Source organism: Cupriavidus sp. FW305-3-2-15-C-LB2 (assembly GCF_058787575.1).
On sequence record NZ_JBYSZW010000001.1, the window covers coordinates 194,561 to 216,051 of the forward strand.

Genomic DNA, 21,491 nt, shown 5'->3' on the forward strand with positions numbered 1-21,491 from the left:
CCACTGCCTTGCCTCGCTATCGGCAAGTTGACAGCACCGCACAGCCTCTGCTTCGGATCCAGGATCACGCTCAATGCCTGAGCTACTTTTCAACCCGCAGTTTGGCTTGCCCGAATTGACCGGAAACTGCACGCGATACCTCCTGCGCGCGCTCGCGAAGGTCTTCCCCCAAGGCCTGAATCGCGGTTTTGTCGAATTGCAGGCTGAATCCTACCGCGCTGATTGCCATGACCGGCTGATTTTCGGCATCCAGGATAGCTGCCGACACCGTGGTCACGCCTTTCACGTAGCAGTCGATGTCGACGGCATAGCCTGTGCGGCGCGCCTCTTCGACTTCTGCCAGGTATGCATCAAAGCTGGGCGGGTCTTCCCAGCGCAAATTGCTGAAGCGAGTGCGCAGTTCGGCCGGGCTCAGTCGCGCGTGAGCCGCCATGCTGCGGCCCAGTGCCGCGATATACATGGGCAGCCGCTGGCCGATGCTCATGTGGACACGCATTGCCGCCGCGTTTTCGGCCCGGTCTACCAGCACCACGCGGTCGTTGGTGCTGCGCTGCCACAGCGTGACGGTGGTGCGGTGGCGCATGGCGACTTCCTCCAGGTGAGGATGGACCATGCGGACATAGGAGGCCTGCTCCAGCGCACCTTTCGCCAACTCGACCAGACCCAGTCCGATGGAGTAGGTCTTGGCGGAGTCATCGAAGATCACCAGGCGTTCGTGCACCAGCGTCTTGAGCAGGTTGAAGCAGGTGCTGGAGTTCAGGGAGAGGTCGCGCGCGATGCGGCTGACGCCAACTGGCGTCGGCGCGGCTGACAGGTAGCGCAGGATGCTCAGGCCACTGGCCAGGGCGCCAACCAGTTTCTCCGGGGCAGGGGTAGTTGCCATGCTTGATGCGATGTAATGAATGTTCGCGGAATTCTACCTGCAGGGCGGACTGAGACGGCCTGCCCTGCAGGCGTGGGTCAGCCGACGCGCGTGACCAGTGCGTCCAGTGCCCACACTTCATCGCAGCGCAAGGCCAGGGGGTTGATCTCCACCTCCGCCAGGTTCGACTGTGCCAGGAACCAGTCGCATAGACTGGCGATGCGGGCCGCCACTGCCGGGATATCCGCTGGGGGCCTGCCGCGGAAACCCTCCAGCAGCCTGGCGCAGCGCAGCCCGCGCAGCATGGCTTCGACTTGCGCGGGACTGAGTGGCAGCAGCCGTGTCACCGCGTCCGCATCGAGCTCCACTTCCACGCCGCCGCGCGCCACGGTCAGCATCGCGCCGAAACGCGGGTCGCGACGCAGGCCCAGCAGCAGCTCATGGTCGAAGGGCACCATCTGCTCGACCAGCACGCCCTGCATGTCGATGTCCAGCCGCGCGCCGATGTCGCGCAGTGTGGCCACCGCGTCGGCCAGGCGGCCCGTATCGCGGAGGTTCAGGACCACGCCGCCGGCATCGCTCTTGTGCAGTAGCTGGGCCGACTGAAGCTTGGCCACAAGGGGAGCCGGGAAGGGCAGCGCATCGCACGCGTCGGCTGCACCCACGAGCACGCCCTGTGGCAGCGCGATGGCTTGCTGGCCGCGCAACAGCGCTTTGCCATCCCATTCGCTGAGCGTGCGGGAGGTGCCCAGCGCCGGCGCGGCCGCGTGCGCAGGCGGCGCTAATGCGTCGCGGGCGTTGGCCTGCAGCCGGCCGATGGCCGCGGTCGCCGCGATGGCGCGCATGGCTTGGGGGATGTCCGGGAAGACGGGGATGCGTGCGGCCTCCAGCGTGTCCAGGGTCTGCGGCATCGCGCTCATCCATACCACTATCACCGGCTTGCCCAGTTGCTCCCGAACCTGGGACAGCGCCTCGGTAAAGGCGCTGGCGATGCTGTGCATCATGCCGACGAAGAGCACGATGGCGTCGATCTCCGGGTCAAGCCCGACTGCCGCCAGCGCCTGGCCGACGCTGGCGGTGTTCTGCACCACGTTGCCGGTCAGGTCGACCGGATTGGCCGGCTTGACGAAGGCGGGCAGCACCGCGCGCAGGCCGTCCCGGGCAGGGGCGGCAAATGGCGGCAGTGTCATGCCCAGCGCCTCGGCCTCGTCGGCGATTAGCACGCCGGCGCCGCCCGAGACCGACATGACGCCCAGCCGCGTGCCCTGTGGCACGCTGTCGAACAGGAACAGCCGCGCAGCGTCGACCAGTGCCGACAACGAATCCACGCGCAGTGCGCCACACTGGCGCAGGCAGGCGTCGTAGAGGGCGTCGTCGCCGGCCAGGGCGCCGGTGTGGGAGGCGGCGGCCTGGGCGCCAGCCTGCGAGCGGCCGGATTTCAGCGCAATCACTGGCTTGCGCGCCGCGGCTGCGCGCTGCAGCGCGCGGCGGAAGGCGACGGTGTCGCGGATGTCCTCGAGGTACAGGCCGATCACATCGGTGTCCGGGTCGTCAACGAGGAAATCGACCGCCTCCGCGGCGTCGACGTCGCACTCATTGCCGGTGGTGATCCAGTGGCTGAAGCCCAGCCCGGCGCGCAGCACGATGTCCAGCCAGTAGGCGCCGAGCGCGCCGCTCTGGCTGACGAAGGCGAAGCGGCCGGCCTTGAGCGGGGTTTCCTCCAGCGCAGTGGTGAAGGATGCGATCAGGCCGGTGGCGCTGTTCACCGCCCCCAGGCAGTTGGGTCCCAGGATTGCCACGGAGTGCACGCGCGCCAGCGCACGCAGCCGCTGCTGCAGCGCGCGGCCTTCGTCACCGAATTCGGCGAAGCCCGACGAGAACACCACGAACGCCTTGACGCCCGCTTCGATGCCCTCGGCGATCACGCCTTCCACCTTGCTGGCCTCGGTGCCGACGATGGCCAGATCCACCGGCTCGCCGATTGCCTTGAGCGACGGGTAGGACCGCAACCCTTGCACCTCGCTGCGCCCCGGGTTCACCGGATACAGCTTGCCCTGGTAGCCGCGCGACAGCATGTACGCCAGCGGGCGCCCGGTGATCTTGCCGGGATCCGACGATGCGCCGACGATGGCAACGCTGCGCGCACGGAGAATGGAAGCGAGCCGGGAAACACCGGCAGCGTTGTCTGCGATCTCATTAGTCAAGGGCGACTCCTGCGGTCTTGACGGCTGCGGCGTAGCGGGCCGTCTCGCTGTCGAGAAATTTGGCGAACTGCTCCGGCGTGGAGCCGACGGGTTCAACGCCCATGCTGACCAGGCGCTGGCGTACCGCCGGATCCCGCATGGTTTGCGCCACGTTGGCGCTGATCTTGTCAACCAGCGCGCGCGGCATACCGGCTTTGCCGATCACGCCTAGCCACGAGGCGCCCTGGAACTCCGGCATGCCGGATTCGGCGAAGGTCGGGATATCCGGGGCCGTCGGCACACGCGCGGTGCTGGTCACGGCGATGGCCTTGAGCTTGCCCGCCTTGATCAGCGGCATGGCCGACAGCACGTCGACGAACATGCAGTTGATCATGCCGGCCTGCACGTCGGCGATGGCGGCCGCACTGCCTTTGTAGGGCACGTGGGTGAGCTTGATGCCGGCTCCGCTCTTGAGCATCTCGGCCGACAGGTGGTTGGATTGCCCGTTGCCGGCCGAGCCGTAGGTCAGGTCGCCAGGCTTGCGTTTGGCCAGGGCGATGAACTCCTTCAGGGTAGACACCGGCGTGTTGGGGCTGACGACCAGCACATTGATCAGGTTGACGGCGTGCGAGATCGGCACCAGGTCGCGCTGCGTGTCATACGGTAGGCGCTTGTAGATGCTGGGGTTGATGGCATGGCTTGTGGCGACCATGCCGAGCGTGTAGCCATCCGGGGCGGCGCGCGCGACGGCGGCGGTGCCAAGCGAACTGCCGGCGCCGGGCAGGTTCTGCACGACCACCGGCTGGCCCATCTTCTCCATGCCGTGGGCCACGATGCGGCCGACTGTGTCGAGGATGCCGCCGGGCAGCGAGGCTACCACCAGCGTGACAGGTTTGGCCGGCCAGGTCTCGGCGCGAGGGGTGCCGGGCACCAGGAAGACGCTCGCTGCGGCGAGCAGGGTAGTCAGGGGGCGACGCAATCCTTGCAGATTCATGTCGATTCCTTAGTCGGGGAGGTGATGAGTCGCGCCTGGCAGGCGCGGGCGCGAACCGAGCCTACGCGGGCAGGTGGTCAGTCCACCGGCAGGCCGAGCTGGCGCGCGATGGCGCGCTGCTGGATCTCGACGCTGCCGACCGTGACCGGCGCAACCAGCGCATCCATGGCCCAGCGCATGGCCGGCAGCTCGGAGGTCAGGCCCCAGCCGCCCGCCACGTGCAGCGCGGTCTGGGTGACGCGCACCACCGCCTGGGTCGAATGCAGCTTGGCCGTGGAGACATCCAGGATGACCTGTTCCAGCGGCGCGCCGCTGTCCCAGCGTTCCGCTGCGTAGTAGGTCAGGCGGCGCGCGGCCTCCACGTCGAGGTGGGCCTGCGCCAGCGAGAAGGCGATCGACTGGTTGGCGCCGATCGCCTTGCCGAACTGTTTGCGCGTACTGGCATAGTCCACCGCCCAGTCCAGCGCGGTCTGCATGTGGCCGAGCCAGCGTGCCGCTACCATGATCCGCTCGCGGTTGAAGCCGGCCATGATCTCGGCAAAGCCTGCATTCAGGCGCCGGCGCTCCGGCACCTTCGCCTCGTTGAACATCACGCGGAAGGTCGGCGCCGGGCGATTGACGTAGGTGTCGATCTGGCTGGTCTGGATGCCCTCGGTGCGGCGATCCACGGCGAAAAAGCGCATGCCGTGGCGGCCGGCGGACGGGTCGGTCTGGGCCAGCGTCACCAGCACGTCGGCGTCGCCGCCAAGCGTGATGAAGGACTTGATGCCGTCCAGGCGCCAGTCGTCGCCGTCGCGGGTGGCGCGTGTGCGCACGTTCTGCACGTCGTTGCCGGCTTCCGGCTCGGTGATGGTGATGGCCACCATGCACTCGCCGGCGATGTTGCGGCGCGCCAGTTCCTTGTGCTCCTCGTCGCCATATTCATAGAGGATCGACCCGGCCACGTTCTGCACCAGTACCGATACGGCCAGGTTCGGGTTGACCTTGGCCAGTTCCTCCATGGCGATGGCTTCCTCATAGGCGCCAAGCCCGGCGCCGCCAACGTCCTCCGAGGCCGTGATGCCGATCAGGCCGGCCTTGGCGCAGGCCACGTAGAACTCGCGCGGGAACTGCTTCTCGTCGTCGGCCTTCTGCCAGCGCGGGCCGATCTCCTTCTGGGCGAAGGCGCGGCACATGTCCCGGAAGGCCTCGCGGTCGACGGAATTGCGGGGCGTTGGCCGGGGCAGGTTCTTGCTCATCATGTCTCCTGTGAAGTATTCTGTATGGAGAGCATAATTCTCCAAAACGAATAACGCAAGCGTTGGAGCGCACAAGTGCGCCACGCTCGACCTACCTGCAGGAGCTTCCCGCCATGAATCAAGACCTTGTCCATATTACCCGCCACGCCGACCGCCTGGCCGTGACCCTGAATCGCCCGGAAAAGGCCAACGCCATGACCGCGCAGATGATGCAGGCGCTGGCCGGCGCTGCCGCCGGCGCGCGCGAGGGTGACGTCCTGGTGCTGGACAGCGCCTCCCCGGCGTTGTTCTGCGCCGGCGCCGACATCGCCGAATTCGCTGCCGGTGCCGGGGCGCTGGCAGCGCAGGAGCACGCGCTGCTCAACATGATCACTGCCTTTGCCCGCTGTCCGGCGCCGCTGGTTGCGGTGGCGCGCGGCCGCGCGGCCGGCGCCGGCGCGATCCTGCTTGGCCTTGCCGACCTGGTGATCGCTGCCGATGATCTGCAGATTGCCGCGCCGGAGATCCGTTTCGGCATGTATCCGGTGATCGTCGAAGCCGTGCTGCAGTCGCGCGTCGCGCCGGCGCTGTCACAGCGCCTGTGCCTCGGTGGCGCATCGCTGAGCGCCGAGGATGCCTGCCGTGCCGGCCTTGTCACCGAGGTGCTGCCGGCGGATGGCTTCGGGCTGGCGGCGCAGGCCCGCGTCGACTGGTATCTGGAACGCTCCAGCGGCCTGCACACCGCGCGTCAGGCGCGCCAGCGCACTCAGCCGCCCCAGGCCGTGCTGGCCCGGGTGCGGGCCGTGGCGCCGCTGATGGCTGAGAACTATGAGCGGCCCGGGGTGCGCGACCGGATCCTGGGCTACCTGGACGCTCTGGGTGCTCGCGCCCGCTCGCCGCAGCATGGTTGACGCCGTCCTAATGTGCCGTTACTATTCTTTTAACAGAATATTATTCGCCATCAAGAATTAACGGGATGACCGCAGCCATCCCGCCAAAGGAGATCCCTTCCCATGAGTCTTGATTTCACTTTCTCCCAGGAACACGAATCCGTGCGCGACACGGTGCGTCGCCTGTGCTGCGACGAGCTGGCGCCCCTGGTGGCCGAGGCCGACGAAACCGAGGTTTTCCCGGGTCATGTGTTCAAGCGTTGGGGGGAACTGGGCCTGCTCGGTGTGCGCTACCCCGAAGCCGACGGCGGCAGCGGCCTGGACAAGGTCAGCGACTGCATCGTGCGCGAAGAACTGAGCTACATGAGCCAGGGCTTTGCCTCGGCCTGGTCGTCGCACTCGCACCTGGGCATCTGGCCGATCTGGAAGGCCGGCACCGCTGAGCAGCGTGAGCGTTTCTTCAAGCCGGCGGTGGCGGGGGACAAGATCGCCGGCTTCGGCCTGTCCGAGCCGGACGGCGGTTCCAACATCCGTGCCATGAAGACCCGCGCCGAAAAAGTGCCGGGCGGCTGGAAGCTCAACGGCAGCAAGCTCTATATCACCAATGCGCCGATCGCGGACTTCCTGCTGGTGGCCGCCCGCACCAGCCCGGAGCTGACGCCGGAAGCCATCAGCCTGTTCATTGTCGAATTGCCAAACAAGGGCTTCGACATTCACAAGCTGCGCAAGGAGGGCATCCGCGCCTCCGAGACCGGGCTGATCCACATCGAGGACGCCTTCGTTCCGGACGACTGCCTGCTCGGCGCTCGCGAGGGCACCTATCCGGTAATCCTCGAATCGCTGTCGGAAAACCGTGTCGGCGTGGCCGCGAATGCTCTCGGCATGGCGCGCGCCGCCTTCGACGCCGCCACCGCGTACGCCAACGACCGCATCGTTGCCAACCGGCCCATCGGCAACTATCAGGCGATCGCCCACAAGTTGGCCGAGATGTCAGCAAGCATCGAAGCGGCGCGCTGGCTAGTCTATTACGGCGCCTGGCGCGTGGACCAGGAGACGCTGGACGCTGCCACCGCCGCGCGCGTCAAGCTCATTGCCAGCGAAACCGCGCTCTCGGTCAGCGAACAGGCCATCCGCATCCACGGCGGCGCCGGGATCATGCGCGAATACCCGGTGGGCCGCATCCACCGCGACGCGCTGGTGTACGTGATCGGCGAGGGCACCAGCGAAATCCAGAAAAACATCATTGCACGCAGCCTGGGATTCAAACCATGAACGACTTTGTCTTGCGCGAGCGCCACGGCGCCACCTTTGTCATCCGCTTGAACCGGCCGGAGCGCCGCAATGCCTTCGACCTCGAAGTGCGGCAAGGCCTTGCCGAAGCCGTCTACGAGGCGCGCGATGATGACAGCATCCGTGCCGTTGTCATAACCGGTGCCGAGGGCATCTTCTGCGCCGGCGGCGACCTGAAGTCGCTGTCCGAGGGCAAGCGGCCGATCTTCCGCGACCGGGAGCGCATCCGCCGCCTGCATATCTGGTTCCGGGAACTGGTCAACCTGGAGAAGCCGGTGATCGCCGCCGTGGACGGTCCCGCCTTCGGCGCCGGCTTCAACCTGGCACTGGCCTGCGATTTCATCCTCGGCACGCCACGCACGCGCTTCTGCGCTGTCTTTGGCCGCATCGGACTGGTGCCGGACCTCGGCGGTTTCTTCCTGCTGCCGCGCATCGTCGGCCTGCAGCGCGCCAAAGACATCGTGTTCTCGGCACGCGAGGTCGGCGCGGAGGAAGCGCAACGCCTCGGCATCCTGTACGACATCGTGCCGCCCGAGCAGCTGATGGTGCAGGCGCTGGCGATGGCGGAGCGCTATCACCATGCCTCCACTGACGCCCTGGGCATGGCCAAAAACGTCCTGAACCGCGCGTTCAACCTCGACCAGGACACGCTGGCCGAGTTGGAAGCCAACGCGCAGGCGGTCGCAATCCATTCCGACTACCACGACCAGGCCGTCGCCAACTTCCTCAACAAGCGGCCGCTGGCCTTCAAGGGGGAGGGCCGCTGATGACGATGAACGCCTACATCACCGGCGCCCACGACACCGCTGTCGGCGAACTGCCGGGCAGCAGTTGCATGGGCCTGCACGCCGAGGCCGCGCTTGGCGCGGTGGCGGACGCCGGCCTGCAGCTGTCCGACATCGACGGCGTGCTGTGCGCCTACTCGTTCACCGAGCCGCACCTGATGCTGGCCTCGGTTTTCTGCGAATACCTCGGCATCCATCCGGGCTACTGCGCGGCGATCCAGGCCGGAGGCGCGAGCGCCTGCATCATGATCATGCAGGCTGCGGCGCTGGTGGCCAGCGGGCAGTGCAACCACGTGCTGGTTGTCACCGGCGACAACCGCCTGACCGGCATGTCGCGCGACGGCGCCGTGGCCGCGCTGGCCGAAGTGGGGCACCAGCAGTTCGAGCGTCCGTTCGGCATCAGCGTGCCGGCCTCCTACGCGCTGGTGGCGCGCCGCTATATGCATGAGTATGGCGTGACCGGCGAGCACCTGGCTGCCATCGCCGTCGAGCACCGCCGCCATGCCGCGCGCCATCCCAAGGCGCACAAGCGCGAACCCCTGAGCATCGAGCAGGTGATGGCCTCCCGCGAGATTGCCTCGCCGCTGCGGCTGTTCGACTGCTGCCTGGTTTCCGACGGCGGTGCAGCCGTGGTGGTCAGCAGCAAGGCCGGCGCGGCCGGCACGCGCGGCAAGCCTGTGGAGATCCTCGGCGCCGGGCAGGGCCACACGCACGAGCACATCGTCGCGGCACCGAGCCTGACCGACTTCGGCTGCAAGGCGTCCTCCGCGGCCGCGTTCGCGCGGGCGGGGGTCAAGGTGTCCGACATCGACGTCGCGCAGATCTACGATTCGTTCACGATCACGCTGCTGGTCGAGCTGGAATCCATCGGCTTCTTCGAGCGCGGCGAGGCCGGGCCCGCCGCCCTGCGCGGCGAGCTGGGCCTGGGCGGCCGGCTGCCGTGCAACACGCACGGCGGGTTGCTCTCCTACGGCCACTCCGGCGCCGCCGGCGGCATGTTCCACGCCGTCGAGGCAGTGCACCAGCTGCGCGGGCGTGCCGACGCACGCCAGGTCGACAACGCGAAGCTCGCGTTCGTGCATGGCGACGGCGGCATCCTCTCCGCACATTGCTCTCTCGTCTTCGGAGTCCACTGACATGAGCCGACCCCTGCCCCGCCCGACGGCGGAAACCCGGCCGTTCTGGGACGGCTGCAACGATGGCGTGCTGCGCTTCCAGGGCTGTGCCCGCTGCGGCCAGATCCAGCTTATCCCGCGCACCTGCTGCGCCGGCTGCCACCAGGGCACGCTGGAATGGAAGACCTCCACCGGCCGCGGCCGAATCCTCAGCCACACCACGGTCTACCGCGCGCCAACCGCCGCCTTCCGCGACGAGGTGCCCTATGTGATCGCCATCATCGAGATGGACGAAGGCTTCCGCCTGATGGTCAACGTGAAGGACGGCACCACGGTGCCGCTCGGTATCGACCATCCGGTGCGGATCACCTTCGGCAGCGTGGAAGGCGTGCAGCTGCCCCAGGCGGAGGTGATCGCATGAATGAAACCTTCACCTTCGAGCGTTTCGAGCCCGGCGCAGTGCTGGGCGAGGCCACCGTCACCTTCGACGCCGCGCTGGCACAGGGCTGGCAGCGCATCTTCGGCGCCGGCGCCGAAGATGGCGCCAACGGCGCGGCCGAGGGCGCCGGCGTCGCTGTGGTGATGATGATGCGCGCCTATCTCGGCGTTGTCACGCCGCGCCCGCCAGGCAACGTGCATAGCCGCCAGCGCCTGTCGATGCGCGGCGTGCCGCGCAAGGGCGAGGCCATCCGCACTGTGATGCGCTGCGAGAGCAAGGAGCTGAAACGCGAGCGCCGCTACGTCGAACTGCGTGCCATCGGCACCGGCGACGGCGGTCGACCGATCTACGACGGGCGTCTCACACTGATCTGGGCGGCATGACCATGGAACCCCTGAAGACTGCAACGCTGCGCGTGGATGCGGACGTGATCCGCGCCTACGCCGAACTGAGCGACGATTACAACCCGATCCACCTTGATCCGGCATTCGCCGCGAAGACGCCGATGGGCGGCGTAATCGCCCACGGCACCATGTCGATCAGCCTGCTGTACCAGGCGCTGTTCCGCAGCTTTGGGGCCGATGCCCTGGGCGCGTTGGACCTCGACATCCGCTTTGTGAAACCAGTACGCGTCGGCGAGATGCTGACCGCCGGCGGCGCGCCGAATGTGCAGCAGCCCGACGTGCTGGATGTCTGGGTGCGTGGCGACGACGGCACCGACCGCGTGGCCGGCACCGTCTGCCTGCAGGCCAGCGAGGAGTCAGCATGAGTCAGCGCGAGACAGCACAGGCTACCGGCGAGTTGCAGCAGCGCCGGCTGGACCTGTACCGCACCATGACCCTGGTCCGCCAGGTCGAGCAGGCGTTGACACGGCTGTTCGCCGACAGCGAAGTGCCCGGCTTCATCCACCTCAGCGTGGGGCAGGAAGCCGTGGCCGCCGGTATTGCCAGCGCGCTCGACCGGCAGGACACCCTTGCCACTACCCACCGCGGGCACGGCCACGTGCTGGCCCGGGGCATGTCGGTGGAGGGCTTCTGCAAGGAAATCATGGGCCGTGCCGGCGGCCTGTGCCAGGGCCGCGGAGGCTCGATGCACGTGGCTGACCTGTCGCTGGGGATCCTGGGCGCGAATGGCATCGTCGGCGCGGGTATCCCCATCGCGCTGGGCAGCGCCGTGGCGCACCAGGTGCGCAAGTCGCGCGGCGTGGCCGTGGCCTTCTTCGGGGACGGCGCGATGGCCGAAGGCGTGCTGCACGAGTCAATGAACATGGCCGCGCTGTGGCAGCTACCGCTGCTGCTGGTATGCGAAAACAACGGCTGGTCGGAGTTTTCGCCCACCTCGAGCCAGTTCGCCGCGCCCCTGGAAGGACTGGCCAGGGCCTTCGGCATCGCCCATGTGCGCGTGGACGGCAACGACGCACTGGCTGTGTCTGACGCCGCGCGCACGGCCGTCGCGGCGCTGCGCGAAGGGAAGGGCCCGTTCGTGCTGGAGTGCATCACCCATCGCGTGCGCGGCCATTTCGAGGGCGATGCGCAGAAGTACCGCGATGCCGATGAACTGAAGTCGCTTGCCGACCACTGTCCGCTGGCGCGCGGCCGCCTCGCGCTGATCGAAGGCGGTGCCACCGGCGCGCAGGTCGATGCACTCGACGCGCAGGCCGGTGCAACCGTGGAGGCTGCCATCGCGGCGGCGCGTGCTGACGCGCTGCCATCGTTCGAGGCCGCGCTGGCCGACGTCTACACCCAGGGAGCCCACGCATGAGCGGCACTGAAATGCGATATGTCCATGCTGTCGTGCAAGCGCTGCGCGACAGCATGGAGGCCGATGCCCGCGTGATGCTGCTCGGCGAGGACATCGGCGCGGCGGGCGGATCGTTCAAGGCCACGCGTGGCCTGCTGGAGGCCTTCGGCCCGGAGCGGGTGCGCGACACGCCGATCTCGGAATCGTCCATAGCCTCGGCTGCCGTGGGTGCCGCGCTGACCGGGCTGAAGCCGGTGGTGGAGATCATGTTCATGGACTTCATCACGCTGGCCATGGACGCGCTGGTCAACCAGGCCGCCAAGGCGCGCTTCATGTTCGGCGGGCAGGGCAGCGTCCCGATGGTGCTGCGCGCCCCGCACGGCGGCGGCCTCAGTGCCGGTCCGCAGCACTCGCAGTGCCTGGAGGCGTGGCTGGCCCACATCCCTGGCCTCAAGGTGGTGTGCCCGGCCGAGCCTCAGGACGTATATGGCCTGCTGCGCGCCGCCATCGAAGACCCGGACCCGGTCGTGTTTGTCGAGCACAAGGGCCTGTACGCCCGCAAGGGCAACGTCGATACCGGCGTGCGCGCGGAGATCGGCAAGGCACGGATCGCGAGGCCGGGCCGTGACGTCACGCTGGTGACCTACGGCGCCACCGTGTTCACTTGCCTGGAGGCGGCGGCCGCGCTGGAGAAAGAGGGGGTCGAAGCCGAAGTGATCGACCTGCGTTCCATCCAGCCGTGGGACCGCGCCACCGTGCTGGCGTCGCTGGCACGCACGCACCGGGCCGTGGTGGTGCATGAGGCCGTGCAGCAGTTCGGCGTGGGCGCGGAGATCGTCGCCACGCTGGCCGACGAAGGCTTCGACGAGCTCGACGCACCGGTGCTGCGCGTGGCCGCGCCGTTCATGCCGGTGCCGTTCGCCACCTCGCTGGAGCAGGGCTACAACATCAGCGCGGAGGCCGTCGCGGCCGCCGTCCGCAAAACCCTTTCCTGAAGGAAGTTCCCATGTCCGACACCAACGACCTGGTGCTGTGCGAGACGCGCGGCCCCATCGGCCTGCTGACCATCAACCGGCCCAAGACGCTGAACGCGCTCAACATCGACACGCTGCTGGCGCTCGAGTTCGCGCTGACGCGGCTGGAGCGCGACGACACGGTGCGCGCCATCGTGCTGACCGGCGCTGGCGACCGTGCCTTTGTGGCCGGCGGCGATATCGCCGACCTCGACAGCCGCGACGGCCTGGCCCACTACCAGGAATTCGCCGAGGTCATCCACCGCGTGTTCCGCCGCTTCGAGGTGTGCGACAAGCCGACCATCGGCGCCATCAACGGCTGGGCACTGGGTGGCGGTACCGAGATCCTGCTGACGCTGGATATCCGGCTGGTGGCCGAGGAAGCGAAGCTGGGACTCCCGGAAATCACGCTGGGCCTGTTTCCCGGCGCCGGCGGCTCGCAGCGCATCATCCGCCAGATCCCGTTGTGTCGTGCCAAGGAACTGATGTTCACCGGCGACCAGATCACCGCTGCCGAGGCTGTGGCGCTGGGTCTGTGCAACCGCACCGTGCCGCGCGCGCAACTGCTCGACGAGGCGCTGGCGCTGGCCGGACGCGTCGCGGAGAAGTCGCCGCTGACGCTGCGCATCCTGAAGCGCGCGCTGCGTGACGGAGCCGACATGCCGCTGCCGTCCGCACTGGCGCACGAACAGGCCATGATCGGCCTGGTGCTCGACAGCGCCGACGCGCACGAAGGCTGCCGCGCCTTTCTCGACAAGCGCAAGCCGACCTTCACCGGACGCTGACGCCATGCGACGCGAACTACTGGTTCCTAAACTCGGCCTGACCATGACCGAGGGCGCGCTGGTCGAATGGATGGTGGCCCCCGGGGAGTCCTTCAAGGCGGACCAGGGCATCTTCGTCATTGAATCTGAGAAGGCGGCGACGGAGATCCAGGCAGAGGCTGATGGCCGGCTGCTTGAGGTCCGCATCGACGCCGGTGCCACGCTGCCGGTAGGCGAGGTGATCGGCTACTGGGACGACGGCATCGAGGGCGAAGCGCCGGTCAATGGCAAGGCATCGCCGCACGCCAACGGCACGGCTGCCCCGCAGGCGCTGCCGGCTGCCGCACCGGTTGCCGTGCCTGCCCCCCCCGTTGGCGAGGCAGGCCAACGCGTGCCGGTCACGCCGCTGGCGCGCCGCGTCGCCGTCCAGCGCGGCATAGACCTGGCCAACGTGCGCGGTTCCGGCCCGCGCGGACGCATCCGCCTGCGCGACCTGCCTGACGCCGCATCCGCGGCCGCCGTCTTCGCGCCGTCCGGTGCCAACCTGAGCCAGCCCAGCGCGGTGGAGCAGACCATCGCCCGGAGGCTGCTGGCCGCCAAGCGCGATATTCCGCACTTTTATCTGTCGGTGGAAGCCGAGCTTTCCAAGCTGATGGTGCTGCGCGCCGAGCTCAATGCGGCGCAGGACGGCACCCGCTTCACGCTCAACCACTTCATCCTCGCCGCAGTGGGCCGGGCGCTGGCGGACCTGCCGCACCTGAATCGCGTGTGGACCGACGAGGGCATCCTCAGCCTCGACACCAGCGACGTCGGCATGGCGGTCCACAGCGAGCGCGGCCTGACCGTGCCGGTGCTGCGCGACGTCGGCCGTCAGCCGTTGCGGGCGCTGGCGCGGGCCGCGGGCAGCGCGATCGAACGGGCCCAAGCGGGCCGCCTGGCCGCGGCCGAGATGGCGGGCGGGGCGATCACCGTATCGAACGCCGGCATGCACGATGTGACCTACATGACCTCGATCATCAACCCGGGACAGGCCATGATCCTCGGTGTCGGCAGCGTGCGCGAGCTGTTCCGCCCCGACGCCGCGGGCCAGCCTGCGTTGCGGCGCGAGATCGGGCTGGTGCTGTCGGCCGATCACCGCGTGCTGGACGGCGTCAACGCGCTCGGCCTGCTCAAGCGCATCGTCAACTACCTGGAGCAGCCGCTGGCGCTGCTGGTGCCATGACGGCGGCGCGCACCTTTGACCTTGCCGTGATCGGCGGCGGCCCGGGCGGCTATGTCGCGGCACTGCGTGCCGCGCAGCTCGGCCTGCGCACGGCGCTGGTGGAGCGCGAGCACCTGGGCGGCATCTGCCTGAACTGGGGCTGCATCCCGACCAAGTCATTGCTGCATACGGCAGACACGCTGCGGCACATCCGCCACGCGGGAGAACTCGGGCTGCAGGTGGGCGAGCCCGTCATCGACTTCCTGAAAGTCATGGCGCGCTCACGCGGTGTGGCCCAGCGCCTGAACCGTGGTGTCGCTCACTTGCTCAGGAAGGCCGGTGTGACGGTTTTCATGGGCGCTGCCGCCTTCACGCCTGACCGTGCCATTGAGGTGCGCACGGCTGAAGGCAGCGCGCAGCGGCTCACGGCCGGCAATACTATCCTCGCCACCGGCGCCCATGCGCGCGCGTTGCCCGCGCTGCCGTTCGACGGCGGGCGCGTATGGAGCTACCGCGACGCGCTGGCCGCCACGGCGCTGCCGCGCTCGCTGGTCGTGATCGGCGCCGGTGCCATCGGCATGGAGTTCGCGAGCTTCTATGCCACGTTGGGCACCCGGGTCACAGTGGTCGAGGCGCAGCCGCGCGTGCTCCCCGGCGGTGACGCCGAGGTGTCCGCCTTCGTGCAGCGCGCCTTCGAGCGCGACGGCATCGCCGTGCGCACCGGCGTCATGGTCGAAGGGGCCAGCGTCGGCAACGACGGCGTGCGCGTGCAGCTGCAGGGCGCGGATCGCAGTGAGGCGCTGGAGGCCGAACGCGTGCTGGTGGCGATCGGCCTCGCCGGCAATACCGACGGGCTCGGCCTGGAGCACACCGGGGTGCGCGTCGAGCGTGGCCAGGTGGTCACGGATGAGTGGGGGCAGACCGGCGAGCCCGGCATCTGGGCCATCGGCGATCTGGTGGGTGCGCCGATGCTCGCGCACAAGGCCAGCCACCAGGGGCTGGCCGCGGTGGAGCGCATCGCCGGCCTGCACGACGACGTCACCGCGCAGCACCCGCGGGTGCCGGCCTGCACGTACTGCCATCCCCAGACCGCGAGCGTCGGCCTGACCGAAGCGGAGGCCCGGACAGGTGGTCGTGCGGTGCGCGTGGGCCGCTTCCCGCTGGAAGGCAACGGCAAGGCGATCGCCATTGGCGCGCCGGAGGGCTTTGTCAAGACCGTGTTCGATGACGTCACCGGCGAGTTGCTGGGGGCCCACATCGTCGGCCCGGATGCCACCGAGCTGATCCAGGGCTTCGCGCTGGCTGCATCGCTGGAGGCCACCGAGGCCGAACTGATCGCAACCGTGTTCCCGCACCCGACGCTGTCGGAAGCAATGCATGAATCGGTGCTGGCCGCCTTCGGCCGGGCGCTGCATATCTGAATCGAAGAAGCAGAGGAGACAAGCCATGGACTTCCGACTCAATGACGAGCAGAAGATGATCATCGACACCGCTCGCCAGCTCGGTGAGCGCTTCGGCCTGGAGTACTGGCGCAAGCAGGACGCCGACAAGGCGTTTCCGGCCGAGTATTGGCGAGCGGTGTGTGAAGCCGGGCTGTGCGGGGTGGCGTTGCCGACCGAGCATGGCGGCAGCGGGCTGGGCATGTTCGAGATGTCGCTGATCGTGGAAAGCCTGGCCGCCACCGGCGGCGGCTCGACGGTCGGCCAGCTGTTCATGATCAACCCGATCTTCGGCGGCGTGTCGATCTCCCGCTTCGGCAACGAGAAGATGCGCGCCGAACTGCTGCCGAAAATCATCAGCGGCGAGATCAACTGCTGCATGGCGCTGACCGAGCCGGATGCCGGCACCAACACGCTCGAACTCAAGGCATTTGCGGCGGCGGAGGCCGCCGGTGGCTGGCGCCTGAACGGGCGCAAGGTCTGGATCACCGGCGTGGAGTCGGCGCAGAAGATGCTGGTTATCGCCCGCACCAAGAAGGTCGGCGAGGGCGAGTCGCGCACCGACGGCCTGTCGATGTTCATGATCGACGTGCAGCGCGAAGGCCTCACGCACACCCCGATCGACAAGCTCGGCACCTGCACGCTCGATTCGAGCAGCGTGTTCTTCGACAACGTACGGATCGAACCGGACGAGCTGGTCGGCACGCTGCACAAGGGCTGGCGCGAGCTGCTGGACGTACTCAACACCGAACGCATCGTCACCACGGCCGGGCTGGTCGGCACCGGCGAGCTTGCCATCAGGCTGGCGGTGAACTACGCCAACGACCGCAAGGTGTTCGGCGATCGTCCTATCAGCGCCTACCAGGGGCTTCAGTTCCCGCTGGCGCAATGCCATGTGGAGGTGGAGTCCGCCCGCCTGCTGAACCACAAGGCCGCCACCAATTTCGACATGGGCCTGCCGTACGGCAGCGAAGCCAATGCCGCCAAGCTGATCGCCGCGCAGGCCGTGGCGCGTGCCACGGAGCGCGCCATGCAGACCATGGGCGGCATGGGCTATGCCAAGGAGTACCACGTCGAGCGGCTGTGGCGCGACTGCCGGCTGTTCCGCTTTGCGCCGGTGTCGGAGGAGATGGTGCTGAACTACGTGGCGATGCACGACCTGGGCATGCCCAAGTCGTATTGAGGGAGCGCGGCCATGGTATCCCTGAGCACGAGCGTTGCCTGGTGGGCGCGCACCGAACCGCAGCGCACCGCGCTGATCTATGAAGGCCGGCACCTGTCCTATACCGAGCTCCACGGGCGTGTCGCGGCCGTGGCAGGTCTGCTGGATGCGCACGGTGTACGGCCCGGCGACGTGGTCGCGCTGCTGATGAAGAACAGCGCCGCCTTTGTCGAGCTGGCGCTGGCGGTCAGCCACGTCGGCGCGGTACTGTTGCCGGTCAACTACCGGCTTGGCGCCGATGAGGTCGGCTATATCGCGCAGCATGCCGGCGCTAGCCTGCTGTTCGTCGACGAGGAACTGCGGGCCAGTGCCGGGGGCTGCGACCGGATTATCACGCTCGACACCGCCGCGCAGGCCGACAGCAGCCATCTGGCCGCCGGCATGGCGCCGCGCGTGCGGGGCCATGCGAGCAAGCCCGACGACCTGTTCCGCCTAATGTATACGTCCGGCACCACCGACCGGCCCAAGGGCGTGACGCACAGCTACGAGAACTACGCGTGGAAGTGCTACGACCACATTGCCGCGCTGGGCCTGGGCCGCGACGACCGCCTGCTGGTGGTGGGGCCGCTGTATCACGTGGGTGCATTCGACCTGCCGGGGCTGGCCGTCTTGCAGGTGGGCGGGCTGCTGGCGATCCTGCGCGATTTCGACCCGCGCGAAGTCCTGGCGCTGATCGAGCGCGAGCGCCTGACCGGCGGCTGGATGGCACCTGTGATGCTCAACCGGACGCTGGCGCTGGAAGGGCGCGAGCGCTTCGACCTGTCGAGCTTGCGCTGGCTGGTGGGCGGCGGCGAGCGCACGCCCGAGCAGCGCATCCGAGAGTTCGCGACCTTGTTCAGGTCCGCCCGCTACATCGATGCCTACGGCCTGACCGAGAGCTGCTCCGGCGACACCATGATGGAAGCGGGCCGCGAGATCGAGAAAATCGGCTCGACCGGACGGGCGCTGGCGAACGTGCAGATCGAGATCCGCGGCGACGACGGCCGTCCGCTGCCGGCCGGCGAGGCCGGCGAGATCTGCCTGCGCGGCTCCAAGGTGACGCGCGGCTACTGGCGCGACAAGCAGAAGACCCGCGCCAGCTTTTTCGATGACTGGTTCCGCACCGGCGACATCGGCTATCTCGACGCCGAAGGTTTTCTTTTCCTTACTGACCGCAAGAAGGACATGATCCTCAGCGGCGGCGAGAACATCGCGTCGTCCGAGGTCGAGCGGGTGTTGTACGAGTTGCCGCAGGTGGCCGAAGCCGCCGCGGTAGGGCTGCCGGACGAACGCTGGGGCGAGCGCGTGACTGCGGTGGTGGTGCTGCGCAAAGGCGAGCGCCTGACGCTGGAAGACGTGCGCATGCATTGCGATGGGCGGCTGGCGGGATTCAAGACACCCAAGCAGTTGGTCATTCGCGAGGCGCTGCCGCGCAACCCGTCGGGCAAGGTGCTCAAGCGGGTCTTGCGCGAGGAGCTTGTATCAGGAGAAGGACAATGACGGGCGTATCGATAGACCTCTCGGGGCAGCGGGCGCTGGTGACCGGCGGCGCGCGCGGCATTGGCCTGGCCTGCGCAAGGCTGCTGGCGAGTGCAGGCGCCAGCGTGGTCGTGGCCGACAAGGACGCGCTGGCGGCGCAACGCGCGGCCCGCGAGACTGGCGGCATTGCGGTCGAAATGGATGTCGGCGAGGAATCCTCGGTCCAGGCGGCCGCAAGCCTGGCGCAGGCCCAGGTTGGCGAGATCGACGTGCTGGTGAACTGCGCCGGCGTGCTGCAGCGCACGTTGCCACCGGAGGACCTGACGCTGCGGGAGTGGGATTGGGTCGCGCGGATCGACCTGCGCGGCACCTACCTGTGTTGCAGGCAGTTCGGCGCCGAGATGGCCAGGCGTGGCAAGGGAAGCATTGTCAACATCGCCTCGGTGGCGGGGATGCGCTCCGGGCCGCTGCACTCCTATGCCCCCGCCAAGGCCGGCGTCATCAGCCTGACCGAGTGCCTGGCAGGGGAATGGGGGCCCAAGGGCGTGCGCGTCAACTGCATCTCGCCCGGCTTCACTCTCACACCCGCGCTCGAACGGGGCATGGAGACACATACGCTGGATGCTTGCGAGCTTACGCAAAGCGCGGCGCTAGGACGGCTGGTCAACGCGGAGGATGTGGCCCGCGCGGTGGTCTTCCTGGCCTCGGACAGCGCGGCGGCGATCACGGGCGTCAATCTGCCGGTGGATGCCGGCTACCTTGTGGCGGGTTCCTGGGCCAGCTATGGCGGGTTGAGGCGATAGCGCCGTCAGCGGCTCCGGCAAGACATCCCTGTCAAATTCAACCTGATAGCGAAGGGGGAGACAAATGATCAATACAGCAAGACGGAAATGGGTGGCCACAGTGGGGGCGCTTGGTGCCTCGACGCTGGGTAGCTGGAGTTGCCTGGCGCGGGCGCAGTCCTACCCCGCGCGACCAATCCGGCTGGTGGTACCGACGCCGCCGGGTGGCGGGGCCGACACCGTCGCACGGCTGCTGAGCCAGCACATGGCTCAGTCGCTGGGGCAGCCGGTGGTGGTCGATAACCGGCCGGGCGCCAGCACCATGATTGCCAATAACGCCGTGGCCAAGGCGGCGCCGGACGGCTACACACTGCTGCTTGGATTTACCGCGCTGATCCAGATCCCCAGCCTCTACGCCAACATCCCGTACGACTTTGCGCGTGACCTCACGCCCGTCTCACTGGTGGCGACTTCGGCGGACGTGTTCATCGTTTCGGCCAGCGTCCCGGCAAACACGGTCGCGGAATTCGTGGCGCTGGCGAAGGCGCGCCCAGGCAAGCTGAATTTTGGCTCGTATGGCATCGGCACGTCCTCGCACATGCACGGCGAACTGTTCAAGATGCGCGCCGGTATCGATATGGTGCACGTTCCCTACAAGGGTGCCGCGCCATTGCTGAGCGACATCCTGGCAGGCCAGATCGATTGCGGTTTCGTCGATATCAGTTCGGCATCCGGCCATCTCGGCTCGCCGAAACTCCGGGTGATAGGCATTACCGGCTCGGCACGGGCAAAGGGCTTGCCCGCCGTCCCGACTTTCGGGCAACTCGGCTATCTCGGCTTCGAACCGTACGGCTGGATCGCCGTGTTCGCGCCGGCGGGCACGCCGGCGGCTATCCTCACCAGGCTGTCCACGGAAGTGGGCCAGGTGACGCGGCTGCCGGAAGTGTCGAAGCGGTTGCAGGCCACCGGCATGCAGCCGGTGGGATCGGGAGCGGCCGAACTGGCGGCAGTGCTGCGCGACGATACGCCAGTGTGGGCCGGCATTGCCCGCGCCGCCAGTATCAAGCTGGACTGAGTCTGGGGCCAGAGGGCAGGACAGGCGAGGGCGCGCAGCCGATTGGCGCGTACGGCGTTTTCTGACGCGGAGCGATCCGCAATCCTGCCAATGTTTTTTTGCACACTGCCGCAAGCGGCTAAATGCTGGAGAAACAAGAATGATTGACAGATCCCATATCGGCGCGGTCATCTCGCGCCACACCACGGAGGTTGAGTCCGGTCGCTTGCGCCTGTTCGCCAAGGCCACCGGCCAGCGCGACCCGCGCTATAGCGACTTTGCCGCCGCGCGGGACGCCGGCTGCAAGAGCCTACCCGTGCCGCCCACCTTCCTGTTCTGCCTGGACATGATGGATTCCCCCAATCCGCGCGCCACGCTCGACTTGCTGGACATCGATGTGCGCAAGATCCTGCATGCCGAGCAGGCGTTCAAGTACCACCGGATGGTGTTTGCCGGCGAGCGGCTGACCTTTGAAACGCGCATCGCCGACATCTATGACAAGAAGGGGGGCATGCTGGAGTTCGTTGTGCGCCAGATCGACGTGACCGACGACCACGGCGCCCTCGTGGCGGAACTGCGCAACACATTGGTGGTGCGGCACTGAGGAGACAGGCATGCAAAACATGAAGTTTTCCGAAATCAGTGTTGGCGACGAGCTGCCCTCGTTTACTACCGACCCGGTCAGCCGCGCCACGCTGGCGCTTTACGCCGGCGCATCCGGTGACCACAACCAGATCCATATCGATTCGGACTTCGCCAAAGCGGCGGGCATGCCAGACGTGTTCGCTCACGGCATGCTGTCGATGGCCTACCTGGCGCAACTCCTGACCAACTGGACCGACCAGGAAACGATCCAGGAGTACCGCGTACGCTTCAGCGCGATTACACACCTGCACGAGCAGATCACCTGCAGCGGCAAGGTGGTGGAGAAAGATGCGGCCAACCGGACCGTGCGGCTGGAAATCAACACCCGCAACGCGGCGGGCGAAATCAAACTGTCCGGCGAAGCCATTGTGGCGCTGGGCGCATGATCTATACATCGG

22 protein-coding genes are annotated in these 21,491 nt (G+C 67.8%); 18 read left to right on the plus strand and 4 right to left on the minus strand.

From position 1 onward, the window contains the following. Positions 1 to 82: 82 nt before the first annotated feature. From AC3WRR_RS01020 to AC3WRR_RS01035, 4 genes are all read right to left on the minus strand, one after another. A complete protein-coding gene (locus AC3WRR_RS01020) occupies positions 83 to 883 on the minus strand; it encodes an IclR family transcriptional regulator (protein ID WP_492295749.1) in 801 nt (266 codons plus the stop codon). Between the two features lie 77 nt (positions 884 to 960). Then, positions 961 to 3,066 (minus strand): acetate--CoA ligase family protein, encoded by a 2,106-nt coding sequence (locus AC3WRR_RS01025; protein ID WP_492295751.1) that lies wholly within the window; start codon positions 3,064 to 3,066, stop codon positions 961 to 963. Beyond that, positions 3,059 to 4,039 carry a tripartite tricarboxylate transporter substrate binding protein gene (locus AC3WRR_RS01030; protein ID WP_492295753.1) on the minus strand — a complete coding sequence of 327 codons (981 nt, stop codon included), beginning with the start codon at positions 4,037 to 4,039 and terminating at the stop codon, positions 3,059 to 3,061. The genes AC3WRR_RS01025 and AC3WRR_RS01030 overlap by 8 nt, the downstream gene beginning before the upstream one ends. A 77-nt stretch (positions 4,040 to 4,116) precedes the next feature. Further along, on the minus strand, positions 4,117 to 5,280 hold the full coding sequence (locus AC3WRR_RS01035) for an acyl-CoA dehydrogenase family protein (RefSeq protein WP_492295755.1): 1,164 nt from the start codon (positions 5,278 to 5,280) through the stop codon (positions 4,117 to 4,119). 110 nt (positions 5,281 to 5,390) lie between these two features. Between AC3WRR_RS01035 and AC3WRR_RS01040 the strand changes: the two genes are divergently transcribed. From AC3WRR_RS01040 to AC3WRR_RS01125, 18 genes are all read left to right on the plus strand, one after another. After that, positions 5,391 to 6,167 (plus strand): enoyl-CoA hydratase/isomerase family protein, encoded by a 777-nt coding sequence (locus tag AC3WRR_RS01040; RefSeq protein ID WP_492295757.1) that lies wholly within the window; start codon positions 5,391 to 5,393, stop codon positions 6,165 to 6,167. 102 nt (positions 6,168 to 6,269) lie between these two features. Beyond that, the gene (locus AC3WRR_RS01045; protein ID WP_492295759.1) at positions 6,270 to 7,418 is read left to right on the plus strand and encodes an acyl-CoA dehydrogenase family protein; all 1,149 of its coding nucleotides are present in this window, start codon (positions 6,270 to 6,272) and stop codon (positions 7,416 to 7,418) included. Continuing rightward, on the plus strand, positions 7,415 to 8,203 hold the full coding sequence (locus AC3WRR_RS01050; RefSeq protein ID WP_492295761.1) for an enoyl-CoA hydratase/isomerase family protein: 789 nt from the start codon (positions 7,415 to 7,417) through the stop codon (positions 8,201 to 8,203). Before AC3WRR_RS01045 ends, AC3WRR_RS01050 begins: the two co-directional genes overlap by 4 nt. After that, positions 8,203 to 9,357, plus strand: coding sequence for a thiolase family protein (locus tag AC3WRR_RS01055; RefSeq protein WP_492295763.1), 1,155 nt, complete (start codon positions 8,203 to 8,205; stop codon positions 9,355 to 9,357). Before AC3WRR_RS01050 ends, AC3WRR_RS01055 begins: the two co-directional genes overlap by 1 nt. Position 9,358: 1 nt before the next feature. Continuing rightward, the gene (locus tag AC3WRR_RS01060; protein ID WP_492295764.1) at positions 9,359 to 9,757 is read left to right on the plus strand and encodes a Zn-ribbon domain-containing OB-fold protein; all 399 of its coding nucleotides are present in this window, start codon (positions 9,359 to 9,361) and stop codon (positions 9,755 to 9,757) included. Further along, entirely contained in the window at positions 9,754 to 10,158 is a 405-nt protein-coding gene (locus AC3WRR_RS01065) for a hypothetical protein (protein WP_492295766.1), read from the plus strand. Before AC3WRR_RS01060 ends, AC3WRR_RS01065 begins: the two co-directional genes overlap by 4 nt. Further along, on the plus strand, positions 10,155 to 10,544 hold the full coding sequence (locus tag AC3WRR_RS01070) for a MaoC family dehydratase (RefSeq protein ID WP_492295767.1): 390 nt from the start codon (positions 10,155 to 10,157) through the stop codon (positions 10,542 to 10,544). The genes AC3WRR_RS01065 and AC3WRR_RS01070 overlap by 4 nt, the downstream gene beginning before the upstream one ends. Then, positions 10,541 to 11,536: a thiamine pyrophosphate-dependent dehydrogenase E1 component subunit alpha gene (locus AC3WRR_RS01075; RefSeq protein WP_492295769.1), complete on the plus strand. Its 996-nt coding sequence runs from the start codon at positions 10,541 to 10,543 to the stop codon at positions 11,534 to 11,536. Before AC3WRR_RS01070 ends, AC3WRR_RS01075 begins: the two co-directional genes overlap by 4 nt. Continuing rightward, positions 11,533 to 12,510 carry an alpha-ketoacid dehydrogenase subunit beta gene (locus AC3WRR_RS01080; protein WP_492295771.1) on the plus strand — a complete coding sequence of 326 codons (978 nt, stop codon included), beginning with the start codon at positions 11,533 to 11,535 and terminating at the stop codon, positions 12,508 to 12,510. The genes AC3WRR_RS01075 and AC3WRR_RS01080 overlap by 4 nt, the downstream gene beginning before the upstream one ends. Positions 12,511 to 12,521: 11 nt before the next feature. Further along, on the plus strand, positions 12,522 to 13,313 hold the full coding sequence (locus AC3WRR_RS01085; RefSeq protein WP_492295773.1) for an enoyl-CoA hydratase/isomerase family protein: 792 nt from the start codon (positions 12,522 to 12,524) through the stop codon (positions 13,311 to 13,313). A 4-nt stretch (positions 13,314 to 13,317) separates the two neighbouring features. Then, complete coding sequence (locus tag AC3WRR_RS01090; protein WP_492295774.1) at positions 13,318 to 14,514, plus strand: dihydrolipoamide acetyltransferase family protein; 1,197 nt, start codon at positions 13,318 to 13,320, stop codon at positions 14,512 to 14,514. Continuing rightward, a complete protein-coding gene (gene lpdA / locus AC3WRR_RS01095) occupies positions 14,511 to 15,914 on the plus strand; it encodes a dihydrolipoyl dehydrogenase (RefSeq protein WP_492295775.1) in 1,404 nt (467 codons plus the stop codon). The genes AC3WRR_RS01090 and lpdA overlap by 4 nt, the downstream gene beginning before the upstream one ends. A gap of 25 nt (positions 15,915 to 15,939) precedes the next feature. Then, positions 15,940 to 17,115, plus strand: a complete 1,176-nt coding sequence (locus tag AC3WRR_RS01100; protein WP_492295776.1) for an acyl-CoA dehydrogenase family protein — start codon at positions 15,940 to 15,942, stop codon at positions 17,113 to 17,115. Positions 17,116 to 17,127: 12 nt separating this feature from the next. Beyond that, entirely contained in the window at positions 17,128 to 18,633 is a 1,506-nt protein-coding gene (locus tag AC3WRR_RS01105; RefSeq protein WP_492295778.1) for an AMP-binding protein, read from the plus strand. Beyond that, a complete protein-coding gene (locus AC3WRR_RS01110; RefSeq protein WP_492295780.1) occupies positions 18,630 to 19,415 on the plus strand; it encodes an SDR family NAD(P)-dependent oxidoreductase in 786 nt (261 codons plus the stop codon). The genes AC3WRR_RS01105 and AC3WRR_RS01110 overlap by 4 nt, the downstream gene beginning before the upstream one ends. 67 nt (positions 19,416 to 19,482) lie before the next feature. Then, on the plus strand, positions 19,483 to 20,469 hold the full coding sequence (locus AC3WRR_RS01115) for a Bug family tripartite tricarboxylate transporter substrate binding protein (protein WP_492296034.1): 987 nt from the start codon (positions 19,483 to 19,485) through the stop codon (positions 20,467 to 20,469). A 139-nt stretch (positions 20,470 to 20,608) separates the two neighbouring features. Further along, the gene (locus tag AC3WRR_RS01120; RefSeq protein WP_492295782.1) at positions 20,609 to 21,052 is read left to right on the plus strand and encodes a MaoC family dehydratase N-terminal domain-containing protein; all 444 of its coding nucleotides are present in this window, start codon (positions 20,609 to 20,611) and stop codon (positions 21,050 to 21,052) included. Between the two features lie 10 nt (positions 21,053 to 21,062). Next, the gene (locus AC3WRR_RS01125) at positions 21,063 to 21,479 is read left to right on the plus strand and encodes a MaoC family dehydratase (protein ID WP_492295783.1); all 417 of its coding nucleotides are present in this window, start codon (positions 21,063 to 21,065) and stop codon (positions 21,477 to 21,479) included. Positions 21,480 to 21,491: the final 12 nt, after the last annotated feature.

Excerpts from the sequence above, each read along its gene's own strand:
- AC3WRR_RS01080 (WP_492295771.1), top strand. The coding sequence starts at position 11,533 with ATGAGCGGCACTGAAATGCGATATGTCCATGCTGTCGTGCAAGCGCTG.
- AC3WRR_RS01055 (WP_492295763.1), top strand. The coding sequence starts at position 8,203 with ATGACGATGAACGCCTACATCACCGGCGCCCACGACACCGCTGTCGGC.
- AC3WRR_RS01040 (WP_492295757.1), top strand. The coding sequence starts at position 5,391 with ATGAATCAAGACCTTGTCCATATTACCCGCCACGCCGACCGCCTGGCC.
- AC3WRR_RS01045 (WP_492295759.1), top strand. The coding sequence starts at position 6,270 with ATGAGTCTTGATTTCACTTTCTCCCAGGAACACGAATCCGTGCGCGAC.
- AC3WRR_RS01120 (WP_492295782.1), top strand. The coding sequence starts at position 20,609 with ATGATTGACAGATCCCATATCGGCGCGGTCATCTCGCGCCACACCACG.
- AC3WRR_RS01075 (WP_492295769.1), top strand. The coding sequence starts at position 10,541 with ATGAGTCAGCGCGAGACAGCACAGGCTACCGGCGAGTTGCAGCAGCGC.
- AC3WRR_RS01105 (WP_492295778.1), top strand. The coding sequence starts at position 17,128 with ATGGTATCCCTGAGCACGAGCGTTGCCTGGTGGGCGCGCACCGAACCG.
- AC3WRR_RS01100 (WP_492295776.1), top strand. The coding sequence starts at position 15,940 with ATGGACTTCCGACTCAATGACGAGCAGAAGATGATCATCGACACCGCT.
- AC3WRR_RS01125 (WP_492295783.1), top strand. The coding sequence starts at position 21,063 with ATGCAAAACATGAAGTTTTCCGAAATCAGTGTTGGCGACGAGCTGCCC.
- AC3WRR_RS01050 (WP_492295761.1), top strand. The coding sequence starts at position 7,415 with ATGAACGACTTTGTCTTGCGCGAGCGCCACGGCGCCACCTTTGTCATC.
- AC3WRR_RS01090 (WP_492295774.1), top strand. The coding sequence starts at position 13,318 with ATGCGACGCGAACTACTGGTTCCTAAACTCGGCCTGACCATGACCGAG.
- AC3WRR_RS01030 (WP_492295753.1), bottom strand. The coding sequence starts at position 4,039 with ATGAATCTGCAAGGATTGCGTCGCCCCCTGACTACCCTGCTCGCCGCA.
- AC3WRR_RS01070 (WP_492295767.1), top strand. The coding sequence starts at position 10,155 with ATGACCATGGAACCCCTGAAGACTGCAACGCTGCGCGTGGATGCGGAC.
- AC3WRR_RS01110 (WP_492295780.1), top strand. The coding sequence starts at position 18,630 with ATGACGGGCGTATCGATAGACCTCTCGGGGCAGCGGGCGCTGGTGACC.
- AC3WRR_RS01065 (WP_492295766.1), top strand. The coding sequence starts at position 9,754 with ATGAATGAAACCTTCACCTTCGAGCGTTTCGAGCCCGGCGCAGTGCTG.
- AC3WRR_RS01020 (WP_492295749.1), bottom strand. The coding sequence starts at position 883 with ATGGCAACTACCCCTGCCCCGGAGAAACTGGTTGGCGCCCTGGCCAGT.
- AC3WRR_RS01035 (WP_492295755.1), bottom strand. The coding sequence starts at position 5,280 with ATGATGAGCAAGAACCTGCCCCGGCCAACGCCCCGCAATTCCGTCGAC.
- AC3WRR_RS01060 (WP_492295764.1), top strand. The coding sequence starts at position 9,359 with ATGAGCCGACCCCTGCCCCGCCCGACGGCGGAAACCCGGCCGTTCTGG.
- lpdA (WP_492295775.1), top strand. The coding sequence starts at position 14,511 with ATGACGGCGGCGCGCACCTTTGACCTTGCCGTGATCGGCGGCGGCCCG.
- AC3WRR_RS01085 (WP_492295773.1), top strand. The coding sequence starts at position 12,522 with ATGTCCGACACCAACGACCTGGTGCTGTGCGAGACGCGCGGCCCCATC.